The organism is Klebsiella sp. OBRC7 (genome assembly GCF_000293135.1).
GTDB classification, from domain to species: Bacteria; Pseudomonadota; Gammaproteobacteria; order Enterobacterales; family Enterobacteriaceae; genus Klebsiella; species Klebsiella michiganensis.
In genome coordinates this window covers 26,531-39,143 of record NZ_ALNJ01000027.1, presented here as the reverse complement: position 1 = coordinate 39,143, position 12,613 = coordinate 26,531, and the positions used below count along the sequence as shown (strand labels likewise).

The 12,613-nt window shown below is 57.6% G+C and carries 13 protein-coding genes; 4 read left to right on the top strand and 9 right to left on the bottom strand.

Annotated elements, in window-relative coordinates:
- Nucleotides 1-55: 55 nt before the first annotated feature.
- The 3 genes from HMPREF1144_RS06175 to HMPREF1144_RS06165 form a co-directional block, all read right to left on the bottom strand.
- Entirely contained in the window at nt 56-1,711 is a 1,656-nt protein-coding gene (locus HMPREF1144_RS06175; RefSeq protein ID WP_009652183.1) for an ABC transporter permease, read from the bottom strand.
- Nucleotides 1,712-1,866: 155 nt separating this feature from the next.
- Complete coding sequence (locus HMPREF1144_RS06170) at nt 1,867-2,835, bottom strand: ABC transporter substrate-binding protein (protein ID WP_009652122.1); 969 nt, start codon at nt 2,833-2,835, stop codon at nt 1,867-1,869.
- Nucleotides 2,832-3,533 carry an ABC transporter ATP-binding protein gene (locus HMPREF1144_RS06165; protein ID WP_009652179.1) on the bottom strand — a complete coding sequence of 234 codons (702 nt, stop codon included), beginning with the start codon at nt 3,531-3,533 and terminating at the stop codon, nt 2,832-2,834. Before HMPREF1144_RS06165 ends, HMPREF1144_RS06170 begins: the two co-directional genes overlap by 4 nt.
- 213 nt (nt 3,534-3,746) lie before the next feature.
- Here HMPREF1144_RS06165 and HMPREF1144_RS06160 point away from each other — a divergent pair, with 213 nt between their 5' ends.
- Nucleotides 3,747-4,328 carry a flavin reductase family protein gene (locus tag HMPREF1144_RS06160; protein ID WP_004850682.1) on the top strand — a complete coding sequence of 194 codons (582 nt, stop codon included), beginning with the start codon at nt 3,747-3,749 and terminating at the stop codon, nt 4,326-4,328.
- A gap of 146 nt (nt 4,329-4,474) precedes the next feature.
- Here HMPREF1144_RS06160 and HMPREF1144_RS06155 read toward each other — a convergent pair whose 3' ends face one another.
- The gene (locus tag HMPREF1144_RS06155; RefSeq protein ID WP_009652259.1) at nt 4,475-5,296 is read right to left on the bottom strand and encodes a helix-turn-helix domain-containing protein; all 822 of its coding nucleotides are present in this window, start codon (nt 5,294-5,296) and stop codon (nt 4,475-4,477) included.
- A 203-nt stretch (nt 5,297-5,499) separates the two neighbouring features.
- Between HMPREF1144_RS06155 and HMPREF1144_RS06150 the strand changes: the two genes are divergently transcribed.
- The 3 genes from HMPREF1144_RS06150 to HMPREF1144_RS06140 are packed head-to-tail and all read left to right on the top strand — an operon-like array spanning nt 5,500 to nt 10,129.
- The gene (locus HMPREF1144_RS06150; protein WP_009652195.1) at nt 5,500-7,071 is read left to right on the top strand and encodes a family 78 glycoside hydrolase catalytic domain; all 1,572 of its coding nucleotides are present in this window, start codon (nt 5,500-5,502) and stop codon (nt 7,069-7,071) included.
- Between the two features lie 26 nt (nt 7,072-7,097).
- Complete coding sequence (locus HMPREF1144_RS06145) at nt 7,098-8,480, top strand: glycoside-pentoside-hexuronide (GPH):cation symporter (RefSeq protein WP_009652254.1); 1,383 nt, start codon at nt 7,098-7,100, stop codon at nt 8,478-8,480.
- Nucleotides 8,481-8,524: 44 nt separating this feature from the next.
- Nucleotides 8,525-10,129: a carbohydrate porin gene (locus tag HMPREF1144_RS06140; RefSeq protein ID WP_004850674.1), complete on the top strand. Its 1,605-nt coding sequence runs from the start codon at nt 8,525-8,527 to the stop codon at nt 10,127-10,129.
- Nucleotides 10,130-10,169: 40 nt separating this feature from the next.
- Here HMPREF1144_RS06140 and HMPREF1144_RS06135 read toward each other — a convergent pair whose 3' ends face one another.
- From HMPREF1144_RS06135 to HMPREF1144_RS06115, 5 genes are all read right to left on the bottom strand, one after another.
- Nucleotides 10,170-10,616, bottom strand: a complete 447-nt coding sequence (locus tag HMPREF1144_RS06135; RefSeq protein WP_004850672.1) for a hypothetical protein — start codon at nt 10,614-10,616, stop codon at nt 10,170-10,172.
- Nucleotides 10,617-10,695: 79 nt separating this feature from the next.
- Entirely contained in the window at nt 10,696-10,992 is a 297-nt protein-coding gene (gene nadS / locus HMPREF1144_RS06130; RefSeq protein ID WP_004138143.1) for a NadS family protein, read from the bottom strand.
- 75 nt (nt 10,993-11,067) lie between these two features.
- A complete protein-coding gene (locus HMPREF1144_RS06125) occupies nt 11,068-11,385 on the bottom strand; it encodes a type II toxin-antitoxin system RelE/ParE family toxin (protein WP_009652154.1) in 318 nt (105 codons plus the stop codon).
- Nucleotides 11,386-11,633: 248 nt separating this feature from the next.
- On the bottom strand, nt 11,634-11,861 hold the full coding sequence (gene pptA, locus HMPREF1144_RS06120) for a tautomerase PptA (RefSeq protein ID WP_004850668.1): 228 nt from the start codon (nt 11,859-11,861) through the stop codon (nt 11,634-11,636).
- A 69-nt stretch (nt 11,862-11,930) separates the two neighbouring features.
- A complete protein-coding gene (locus tag HMPREF1144_RS06115; RefSeq protein ID WP_009652178.1) occupies nt 11,931-12,548 on the bottom strand; it encodes a glutathione S-transferase family protein in 618 nt (205 codons plus the stop codon).
- Between the last annotated feature and the right edge of the window lie 65 nt (nt 12,549-12,613).

Sequence of the window (12,613 nt, the reverse complement as noted above, 5' to 3'; positions counted from 1 at the left end):
TCCGACATTTATAGCCTGTTTTTCCCGCCTGACCAGCTATTTTGTGCGATCGTATTTATCCGCGCGTGCCCCGCTGCATCAGCGCCAGCGCGCAGAGCATCAGCCCCAGACCAGTAAAAAGCGTCAGCGATGCCATTGCCATCCCCTCTCCCGCCGAGCCCTGCTCAAACTGGCGCCAGATAAACACCGAGACGGTTTGCGTCCCGGCCGGCGCAAGCAGCAGCGAGGTCACCAGCTCGCGGGAGGCAATGGCAAACACCATCAGCATCGCCGCCAGTAGCGCCGGAAAGACCAGCGGCAGAACGATCAGGCGAAGCGCCTGCAGGGGCGTCGCGCCGTGCACCCGCGCGGCGGGCTCAAGATTATGACCAAGCTGGCGCAGCGCGCTGCCAACGTAGCGCACCGGCCACGGCAGCAGCAGACAGCAGTAGGAAAGCAGCAGCATAAACCAGGTGTTGTAAGGCGACACCGGCCAGAACGGCTGGTTCCACAGTAGAATCAGCCCGACGCCCACCACCACGCCCGGCAGCGCCGCCGGCAGCAGAGATAGCGCATCAACAAAGGCGCTCCCCTTCATTTTTTGCACCACAACCAGCCAGGCGGCGAGCAGTCCCACCATGCCAACAACCCCTGCCGAAGCCAGCGCCAGCGAAAGGCTGGTTGCCAGTGCCGACAGCGCGTCGCCCTGCTGAGCAAACAGCGCGGCAAAATGGCGAAGGGTAACGTTGTCAGCATGGATACCGCCCGACAGCGTGCTCATCAGGCTGGTCAGCACCATCGACGCGCCCGGCATCACCACCGCCAGCCCCCCGACGCCCGCCATCGCTAGCACCGCCGGAAGCGTCAGCCAGCCCAACTCCGCCCCGCTACTCTCTCCCGGCTTGCCGGTGACGCTGGTGACCTCTTTATCGCCAGTCAGCCGTTTTTGCAGCCACCAGGCGAGCAGCGCCACCGCGATCAGCAGCAGCGAAAGCAGCGATGCGCCGGGCAGATCGACAGGCCAGTCGGCGAGCTTTTTCTCAATGCCTACGGTCAGCATGACCAGCCCCGCCCGCGCCCCCAGGGCCGCCGGAACGCCGTACTCTTCAATGGCCAGGGTAAACGCCAGCAGCATCCCCGCCGCCAGGGCCGGAGAAAGCATCGGTAGCGTGATGTGCCAGAACGCTTGCCAGGCGCTGGCGCCGTGCACCCGGGCGACAATCGCCAGCCGCTGACCGCTGGCCAACAGGCTGCGCGAGACGGCAAAGTAGACCACCGGAAAGATATTGAGGGTCATCACCAGCACGATCCCGATACGGCTAAAAAGTAGATCGTTAAGATCCCAGCCGGTCAGCTGCTGGAGATAGCCATGACTTTGCAGCATCAGCATCCACGACAGCGCGGCAATATAGGGCGGCGTCAGAAACGGGATCAGAAAGAGCAGATCCCACAGCCGCGGCAACGGCAAATTAAACAACCCACGCAACACGCCCAGCGGCAGACCGATCAGCACGCTCATCAGCGCCACGCCGCAGGCCACCCACAGGGTACCGCCGAGCATCGTCGGCAGCTGCGGGTCGGCAATCAGCGCCGCCACGCCGCTAAACGCGCCCTCCAGCGACCCGGAGCTAAACCGGGGGAAAATCGCCTGCAGAATAATAAAGAGCAGCGGCAACGCAACCAGCACCAGCAGCGCCGCCAGCGTGCACGCTGAAATAAGTCTCTGTTTCACGGTATTTTCCTGGATACGATCTTACCCGGCTCGCGCTGCGCTTAGCCGGGCTACGGGTCACAGCCGTCTGCAGTCCGGTAGCCCGGACAGGTGCGCCTGCGCCGCCTCCGGGAATGTGCCCGGGCCAACTTTCGAAGCCCGGGGGAAAAGTCGGTTTACTGGGCGAAAAGCGTATTAAAGCGGGACAGCACCGCGCTGCGTTCGCTAGTGCCCTCGCCTGCGGTCGGCAATATTTTCAGCTCGTTGAGCAGCGGACGCTTCGCCGGAACATCGCTGCGGGCGGGCATAAGCCAGGCGTCGGCGACCAGCGCCTGGCCTTCCGGCGACAGCACATAATCCACAAAGGCCTTAGCATCTTCGGCATGCTGGCTGGTTTTGAGGATCATCATCGGCCGCGGCGCAATGACCGTGCCGCTGGCCGGGAAAATCACCTTCAGCGATTCGCCCTGATGGATATTGCCGTAAGAGACATAATCAACCGCGCCGAATACCGCCGCTTTCGCCCCCTGCATCACCGGCGTTACCGCCTGGGCGTTCGGCCCGCTGACCACCATGCCATTCTTCTTTAACGCATCAAACAGCGCCCAGGCGTTATCGCCCATGCCATTCTGTAACCCGATCAGCAAATCCAGCGACGCGCCGGAAAGCGCCGGGTCCGGCGTCGTCACTTTGTCTTTGAACGCCGCTTCGGTCAGGTCGCGCCACTCTTTCGGCTCCGGGGTACCGCTTTTGGTATTCCAGACGATCCCCAGGGCGGAAATCCCCTGGGCAACGTAATCGGCGGATTTCAGGTTCGCCGGGACCTTATCGGCATTAGCGCTCTGATACGGCAGCAGCCAGCCGCGGTGATGCAAATCTTCCGCCGTATCCCACGAGGCGGAAATCAGCACATCCGCCTGCGGGTTAGCCTGCTCAGCTTCGAGACGCGCCATCACCTTACCTGTGGTGGCTTGGAAAATATTCACCTTAACGCCGGTTTTCTTCTCATAGCCGCTGGCAAGACTTTTCGCCAGCGAGCCCGGCCCGGCGGTATAGACGGTGAGCGCCTGGGCGCTGGAGATCGTGGTGGCGGACAACATCATCGCGAGCGCGGCTCCTTTGGTAACGGTGATAACGGTTTTCATACGGATTCCCCTGAGGTTGAAGTCACGGCGCGGACGGCGGCAATGCAGCCCGCAGATAAATGAATAATCTTGTCGGCCAACAGTTCGGCTTCGCGACGGTCGTGGGTGACGTAGACGGCAGTGATCCCCAGCTGGCGCAGCAGGCGGCTCATTTCGAGGCACAGCGACTCGCGCAGCTCGCTGTCGAGATTGGAGAGCGGCTCATCGAACAGCAGCACGCGCGGTTCTGCAACGATGGCGCGGGCCAGGGCAACGCGCTGCTGCTGACCGCCGGAAAGGCCCGACGGTTTGCGGTCGGCGAAGCCGCTGAGACCGACCATCGCCAGCGCCTCCTCGACCCGTTGCTGTCGCTGCTGACGCCCGACGCCGCGCATACGCAGCGGGAAAGCTACGTTCTGCGCCGCCGTCATGTGCGGCCACAGGGCGTAATCCTGAAAGACCATGCCGAGATCGCGCTGCTCCGGCGGCAAGCCCCAGCCGGTTTTCGCCACCAGGCGATCGCCAAAGTGAATGCTGCCGCTGGCGGGTACGGATAATCCGGCGAGCAGGCGCAGCAGCGTGCTTTTACCGCAGCCAGAAGGCCCCAGCAGCGCAACAATGCTGCCCGCATCAATATGCAGATCGATCTGATGAAGCACGGTGTGGGCGCCGAAGGCGAAAGAGACGCCGTCGAGTTTAATACTGGTCAGCGCGCGCATTCTCGCCCTCCCGTTGGGAAAGCGTGGCTCTGCCCGCGGTCAACATCCGCCGGCGCGCGCTCACCTGAGATAAATTCAGGGGAGCTAACATATTGTTATCCTCTTTGGGACTTAGTGACGCCGACTATAGGGAGCCTTGATGACGTATTGATTACATTTTCATTGCGGATTAACGTGTTGTCTGGCATCAGACCCATTTACCAAGGAACGCATATGAGCCGTTTTCGCCACGTGGAACTCCAGTACGCCAGTCGCCTGCTCAACCATGGCCCAACAATTTTGATAACCAGCTATGACGCCCACTCTCAACGCCGTAACGTCATGGCCGCCGCGTGGTCGATGCCGGTGGAGTTCGCTCCGCCGAGGCTGGCCATCGTGGTAGATAAAAGCGCCTGGACGCGGGAAATTATTGAGCGCAACGGCGCATTTGGCATCGTCGTTCCCGGCGTCGAGGCCGCCAGTTGGACCTACGCGGTCGGCAGCATCAGCGGACGCGATGAGGATAAATTTAACGCTTACGGCATCCCGGTCGTGCAAGGTCCGGAGCTGGGCTTGCCGCTGATTGAAGAGAAGTGTCTTGCATGGATGGAGTGCCGACTGCTGCCGGCAACGGCGGCTCAGGAGCAGTACGATACGCTGTTTGGCGAAGTGGTTTCCGCCGCCGCCGATGAGCGCGCGTTCGTCAGCGGACGCTGGCAGTTCGACGACGATAAGATCAATACCCTCCATCATCTCGGCACCGGCAACTTTGTTGCCAGCGGCCGCCACGTCCGCGCCAATACCCCGGAAGAATAGCCCCCGCTCGCCTCCGGGGCAATTCTTCACCACCCTGCGCGTCTCTCCCGGGGGCGGCGCACAGCGCCTTGCCCGGGCTACCGGACCGCGGACCGCTGCGGACCCGTAGCCCAAACAGATGCGCAGCATCGCCTCCGGGAGGTGTACTAGCGCAGCAAACGCCGCCGATCTTCGCTGGGCGTCAGGCCAAAGACCTTTTTATATAAGGTGGTAAAGTGGTTGCTGTTGGCAAAACCGCATAAATAAGCCACTTCGGTAATTGTCATATCGGTCTCGCGTAATTTGACGCGCGCCGAAACTAAGCGCAGACGCTTTAAATAATTATCCGGCGTCAATCCCGTCGCCTCTTTAATATGGCGAAAAGCGGTCCGCGTGGTCAGGTGGAATTTCTCCGCCAGCTGCGGCCAGTTATGTTCTTCAAAACAGTGCTCCTGTAGCCAGGTCAGCAATTTATGCAGCTTATATTTGGTGGTGCTATATTCGGCTTCGGTTTCCGCATGCAGAATCGTCGTTACCAGCTGGAAAAACGCGGCTTCGCGCAGGGCAATATTTTGCCCCCGCCGCAGCTCGGCAGAAAATATTTTATCTACCAGTTCCTTGCAGATCTGGCGGGTATCCGGCGCCAGCCAGCCGTAGCAGGAAGCCTTTCGTGCGGAGAACGTCTGCAATAAGGTGTCGAGAGACTGTAAATAATGAAATTCTACTAGTGGGTTAATTAATACGTTAATTAACTTAAGCGTTCCCAGCTCATCATAATAGTGAACATCGCCCGGCTGAACGTAAAAAACGTCGCCCTGCTGAATATATAATGGCCGGCCATTAATAACGTGTAAGCCGTGCCCTTCTTCAACGATCACCAGTTCAGCAAACTCGTGACTATGTTCATGGCTATTATCTTCCGGATCGCTGGCGTACATTCCCAGCTTATCCTGCGGATGGGTGAAATAATACTCAACGGTTAGCATCATCGATCGGGTCCAAAACGGCATACGGCGCAGGGGCAAGATAATGCATTTAACTGGCCGCCACGAGCAAGATTTATGGAATTGTGATCGGCGACCCGCTCATCTCATTATCAGTGCCATTTTGCCAGATGCATTGGCATTGCCAGAGTGGTTGCCGCGGGCGGCGGCGTCTTATGCTGCGGACAAATCAACACAGAGGACGCAGTATGTCACAGGCAATTCAGCATAATTCTCAGGTCATGATGACCCGCCACCCGAAATTTTTACGTACCGCCGAGGCGCTCCGGCCCGCGCTGAGTCGTCAGGCACACCCGCCGATCGCGGTAGTCGAAGCCCACGCCGACGCCGCGGCGCTCTTCGGCTGGCGTGCCGAGCCGGTGAGCACCCTGGCCGCGTTTTACCAGCGCGAGTTGAGCAGCGGCGATAGCGTCATTATTGATTTTGGCAGCCACTACGTTGGCTACCTGCATTTTCTCTGCCAGAGCGCCGGGAGTCCGCCGGACGCTCCGGCCCATCTGCAGTTGACCTTCGGCGAAACGCTGAGCGAAGTGTGCGAACCGTTCAGCGACTATCAGGGCTGGCTCAGCAGTAGCTGGCTGCAGCAGCAGGATCTGTGGCTTGATGTCCTGCCCGCCGAAATTGACCTGCCGCGCCGCTACTGCTTCCGCTATCTGAAGGTGGAGGTCAAAGCCGTTTCGCGCAAGTTTCGCCTGCAGTTCACGCAGATTGAGGTTAACTCGGTCACCTCGGCCAGCGGCGCATGCCCGGCGGCGACAACCTCCGACCCGCAGCTCCGGGCCATCGATAACGTTGCCGTGCTGACCCTGCAAAACTGCATGCAGGAAGTGTTTGAAGACGGCCCCAAACGCGACCGCCGCCTGTGGCTCGGCGATTTACGTCTGCAGGCGCTGGTCAACGATGTCACCTTCGCACGCCACGATCTGGTGCGCCGCTGCCTGTACCTTTTTGCCGGGCATACTCGCGAGGACGGAATGGTATCGGCCAACGTGTTCGTGCAGCCGGATGTCATTGCGGACGATACCTTTCTTTTTGATTATTCATTGTTTTTTGTCGACGTCCTCTACAACTATCTGCAAAGCGCGGAGGATATGGCCACGGCCCGCGAGCTGTGGCCCACGGCGCGTCGTCAGGTAGAACTGGCGCTGACCCGCTGCGACACCTCCGGCGTTGTGCGCGATAGCGACGACTGGTGGGTGTTTATCGACTGGCAGGCGTCGCTGAATAAACAGGCGGCGGCGCAGGGGGTACTGATTTACTGCCTGCAGCGCGCCGTCTGGCTGGCGGAGCGTTTCGAACCTGAGCTGGCCGTCAGCTATCGCCAGCGTTTACAACAGCTCAAAGCGGCGGCCCTCGATGCGTTATGGGACCCGCAGCAGGGCTTTTACGTCAGCGGCGAGCAGCGGCAGGTCTCCTGGGCATCGCAAATCTGGCTGGTGCTGGCGGAAGTCGGCACGCCGCAGCAGCGACGAGAGATCATGCGCAACCTGGAGAAAAATCCCCCCGCGGTCGCCATGAACACACCCTACCTGCGTCATCACTATATCGCCGCCCTTCTGCAGTGCGGGCTGCGAGACGAGGCAATTGCGCAGATCAAAGCCTACTGGGGAGCCATGGTCGACTACGGCGCCGATACCTTCTGGGAAATCTTCGACCCGGCGCATCCTGATTTTTCCCCTTATGGCAGCAAACTGATAAACAGTTATTGCCATGCGTGGAGCTGCACCCCGGCCTGGTTTATTCGCCAGTACGGACTTTAACAACAACGATAAGCGAGTGTATTTTTATGGCAGAAACAACCTTTACCCTGTGGCGGCAGCGCCTTGGCTATGGCATCGCCGACCTCTCCTGCAACCTCGTGTGGCAGATGATCTCTCTTTATCTGATGTTCTTCTACACCGACGTGATGGGCCTGCCCGCCTATTACGTTGGCCTGATGTTTCTCGTGACGCGTCTGGTGGACGGCGTTGCCGACGTGCTGATGGGGCTGGTTATCGACAATACCGCCACCCGCTGGGGACGCTGTCGTCCGTATCTGCTTATTGGCGCGATCCCTTTCGGATTGCTGTGTATTCTGGCCTTCTACGTGCCGGATTTCGGCACCACCGGTAAGCTGATCTACGCTTTTGTCACCTATCTGTGCCTGTCGTTTCTCTATACCATCGTCAACATTCCGTTCTGCGCCATGCTGCCGTTTCTGACGAACGACTCGCGGGAACGCACCACGCTGTCGGCGGTGCGTATTCTGCTCGGCTCGCTCGGCGCGACCATCGTCGCGGTCGCCACTTTGCCGCTGGTTGGCGCGCTGGGGAAAGGCAATCAGCAGCACGGCTTCTTCTATACGGCGGTGGTTTTCGGCGTTATTGCCACCTTCTTCCTGCTGGTGAGCTTCCGGAACGTTAAGGAAAATATCAGCATTACGCAGGAGCGCATGACCTTAAAACGCGCGTGGGTTAGCCTGCGCGCCAACCGGCCGTGGTTCGTCTTCGCCATCAATATTTTCCTGATGTGGGGCGCGTTTTTCTTCCAGACCGGGGCGCTGGTCTACTTTTTCCATTATTACGTCGGCAATAACGATCTCACGGCGATCGTCGCCGGGATCTCCACCTTCGTGCCTCTGCTGGGTACCCTCACCGTGCCGCTGCTCGCCAGCCGGATGAAAAAGCGCCACGTTTATCTGGTCGCCAGCGCGATCAACCTGGTCGGCATGGGCATGATGATGGCGGCAGGCGTTAACAGCTGGGGCCTGGTTGCCGGTGCGGTGGTGCTATCGCTTGGCGCCGGACAGCGCACGGCAATTTACTTCTCCATGCAGGCCGATCCGGTGGATTACGGGGTGTGGAAAACCGGCATCAATACCGCCGGCATTTTGACCTCTATCAACGGCTTTCTTGGCAAAGTGGCTATGGCGGGCGCGGGCGCTATTACCGGGGTACTGCTCTCATCCGGCGGCTATATCGCCAACCAGGCCCAAAGCGACGGCGCGATGCTGGCGATAAAAGCCTGCTACCTCTATATCCCGGCGCTGCTGATTGTCGCCTCAATGCTGTGGATTGGCCGCTTCTATCGCCTCGACGACCAGTATGAACAGATCCGCGCCGACCTTGATGCCGGACGCCGCGCGCCGTCGGACACATCTTCAGTCGCCGGAGAAAACCACGCCCTGTAAGGCGCAGCACACCCTTCATACCTCTGAAAAAAATAAGGATTAATATGCGTATCTCTTTGATTAGCGCGGCGGTTTGCTGCGCCCTTTTTTCGGCTTACGGCGCAAATGCGGCCCCGCTCACCGTCGAACAACGGCTGGCGCTGCTGGAGGCCCGGCTTAATCATGCGGAGCAGGAGGCCGGAGAGGCTAAACGTCGGGCGCAGCAGGCGGAGCTGCGCACCAGCGCGGCAGAACAGCGTGCGGCGGCGGCGGAAAAACAGGTGCAGACGTTAAGCCAGCGCACCGATGCCACGGAGCAAAAGCAGCAGGCTGCCGACAAACAGCTGGCGAAAACCCGCCTTACCGACGGTTTTGAATTTAACGCCTACGCCCGCTCCGGAATGCTGGTCAACAGCCACGGCAAAGGCGCGCGCGGCGGTCCGGGGATCTCGCCGGCCAGTTCGCTCAACGGTGACGCCCACGTTGGCCGTCTCGGCAATGAGAAAGATAACTACGTGGAACTCAGCTTCGGCAAAAAAATGACCTTCAGCGACGGGTCGTGGGCGCACTTTAAAACCATGCTGGCCGACGGCGCGACCAATCCGGATCCGTGGGTGCAGGATAACGACAGCCACCATCTGAACGTGCGTCAGCTGTACGTCGAGATGGGCAATTTCGCCGATTTTTCCGGGCCGTTCAGGAGCGCCTCCATCTGGGCGGGCAAGCGTTTCGACCGCGATAACTTCGATATCCACTTTACCGATAGCGATATTATGTTCCTCGGCGGTACCGGCGGCGGGATCAATGACGTCAACTGGAACAGCGCGCTGCGCGGCGACTACTCGGTTTATGCGCGCAGCTTTGGCGATCTGGGTAGCGATAACTATGAAGATAACGATATCCAGAACCTGATGTTCACCGCCAACCACTTCTGGAACAACTGGCAGCTAATGACCACGGCAATGACCGCACAGGGTAACGATTCGCTTAAGGATAATACGTCGACCACCGGCAGCTACGCCCTGCGCAGCGATAATACGGCGAAGAACGGCTACTATGCGATGCTGGCGTATCACGATAAACAGCGGTTCTACGGCCTGGCGCCGGGCGTATCGGAGAGCGCCCTGCAGTACGGCGGCGGACTGGGCGCCGAGGCGCGCCAGCCCGGCAGCGATGGCGATCTTACTGAAAACGCCAAATCTCTGCGCTTTGCGTCATACGGTATTTTACCGCTGGGCAAAAACTGGCAGCTTGCGCCATCGATTATCGCCCAACATAGCGAAGACCGCTATCGCGACGGCGACCGCTACGATTGGGCGACCTTCAACCTGCGAGTTTCGCAGGGGATCACCCGCAACTTCGCCCTGCTGTACGAGGCGTCCTGGCAATATATGGACCTCAATCCCAACGGACGAACCTATCGCTACGACAGCGGCGTGCATCAATACCAGGCGGTGAGCGGCGATTTTTACAAGCTGACCTTCGCCCCGACGTTTAAAGTGGGCGATGTATTGGATATTAAAGCGCGGCCGGAGATACGTTTCTTTGTTACGTGGATGAACTGGGATAAAGATCTGGATCGCTACGCGATCAACGATGATTTCGGCAGTAAAGGCTTTACCGCCGGCGGAAACTGGAACTTTGGCGTGCAGACGGAGATTTGGTTTTAATACAGCAGCCCGTCCGGGGCAAACGCCTGGACGGGTTTATTTAAATACACGCTGTAATTTTGTGGCTATGCCAGTTCTGTATGAAGTAAAATAAACTAATAAAATAAAAACCATAACAGGCTAAAAAGATGAAGGTTGTTTTTATAATTCCAATAAGTGACTTTCGTTTTTTCTCAACGATGAGAAGATCATCAAACCTTTCTTGCTGTTGTTCTGGTGTTAAATTATTAAGTATTTTATTTTTTATATCATCGTGAATCTTTTTAAACGTTCGCTTTTCACCTGGAAAGCTACCGTGTAGAAGAAACAAAAAAATAAAGAAAAGCATAACGAATGCCAATATCCGAATACTGGGATCAGTTACCCCCCAGCATCCAAGGGTAGCAATAAACAACCAGATACCATGAGTGTTTGCTCGCGCTCTAAACCTATCAATATGAGTGCTGTATTTCTCGATTTCTTTCAAAATAGAATCATTGGTTTCCATACGTAATACTCTCCTTTTTTAATGTCCTCGGTTACGAAAGGGCGCAGACCCTGCCATTTTCGTTGCGAAGCGTAACGATTCAAATAACCTTCAACAAATTGATAATCAATGGATTGCCCTGAAGCAATAAAAGCAGCTTTCTGGATGCTCCGGTTGGGTGACGTCGTTTCGTTTCCCAGCTTTTAACCAGCTCATAGCTAACGCCAACGGCGGCGGCGAAGTCCTGCTGTTTTAAACCTGTGGCTTCGCGTATCGCTTTCACATCAACTTCGCTGAAGGTATGAACGTGGTGCACCTTCGGCGTTTGTTCACCCTTCTCAATCCTGACCATCTCTTCTGCACTAGCCAGCAGATCGGCAAACAATTCGTCTTTCATACACACCTCAGTTGGCTCTCTGGCGCTATCAATGTTTCGATCATTAATAGCTCAGCCTCACTTTATGTTTATTGGCTAGTTTAATAACTCAGCAACCTGCCTTAATATCTTTTTCTGCTCCTGGCTTAACCCATCCTGTTCATTTTTAGGATAGATGAGCGCCAGGTAAATTCTTTCCTTTATCGTTACATTATAGTAAATCACCCGCACGCCGCCGCGCTTTCCCGTTCCGGGACGACTCCAGCGGATTTTACGAAAACCTCCGGTTCCCGAAATGGTGTCACCTGCCTCAGGATCATTGATCAGGATTTCCTGAAAGGCCCGAAATTCATCATCCGGTAACAGCACCTGGCGTCGTTTACTGAAGCCTTGTAGTTCAATAAAAGTAAACATCTCATTCCCTGATGTCCTTACGACTTACCAGACAATATACATGTACTGTGTACAGCAATCAAAGGATTTTATGTACCCGGTACATTGTGACGCGTTGGCCCAGGACAAGACGTATCGCTCATGACCTGGCTTCAATGCCCCCGCTCCCGGGGGCGGCGCGATGCGCCTGCCGGGCTACCGGGCCGCAAACCGCCGGGAACGCGTAGCCCGGACAGATGCGCAGCATCGCCTCCGGGGAAGAAACCGGGTTACATGCTATAGCCCGGTTTCTTAATCAACTGTTCCATCTGCGGGGCGATTTCGCTGTCCCACACCTGCTGCCAGTCGCTCGGCTCAACCTGCTTCAGGGCCACGCTCACTGAACTCTCTTTGCTGTTGAGATGGCGAATCAACACCTCGGTAATATCGGCGGCCAGCGCCGCTTTTTGTTCATCATTCAGGTCGCGGGGAAAACATTTAATATCAACGTGCGGCATAGCAGGCTCCTTTATTGTCTGGACGATAAAACTAGCATAACCCGCGTCATCCGGATCGCTTTTTGTGCTTTAAATCAGCTCGTTGCAGCGCAGAACGGCTTCGAGTTTGGGATGTCGATACACCGCATCCGCCACGGCGACGAATTTTGGCGTCTGCGCCGCAAACCACTCCCGGCGCGGGCCCCAGGCGCACATCGCCGCAATATAGCAGTCCAGCAGGGTTATTTCCGCCCCCAGCGCATACGGCGCGGCGGCAAGCTGCTCCTCCAGCCACAGATAGAGCGATTTGCGATAGCTGATGCAGCTTTCCCGCAGCTGTTCTGGCGCATCGGAGGCCCAGCGCTCCGGGTAATCCGCAAAGGTAAAGGTGGGATAGACGTTCGCCACCAGCCAGATGAGCAGACGCTGAAAGGCATGCCGCTGCGGCGATCCCGGCGCCGGAGCCAGATCCGGTCGAACGTCGAGGATCATCAGGGCAATCGCAGCGGATTCGGTCATCACGCTGCCGTCTGCAAGCGTCAGGGTCGGCACCTGACACAGCGGGTTTATCTTTTTGAGGCGGTCGCGCTGCGGGCCCGGCTGGTCAAAGCCCTCAACGTTAACAAAATGGTACGGGATATCTGCCAGCGTCAGCATCAGTTCGCTAATTGTTGAGCCCCAGCCGGGTACGCCATAGACGGTGATCATATTCTGCGCCCTCAATGAATTTGCCGCTCAGGAACAGAGCGGCGACGGGTTTAGCAATTTTGCAG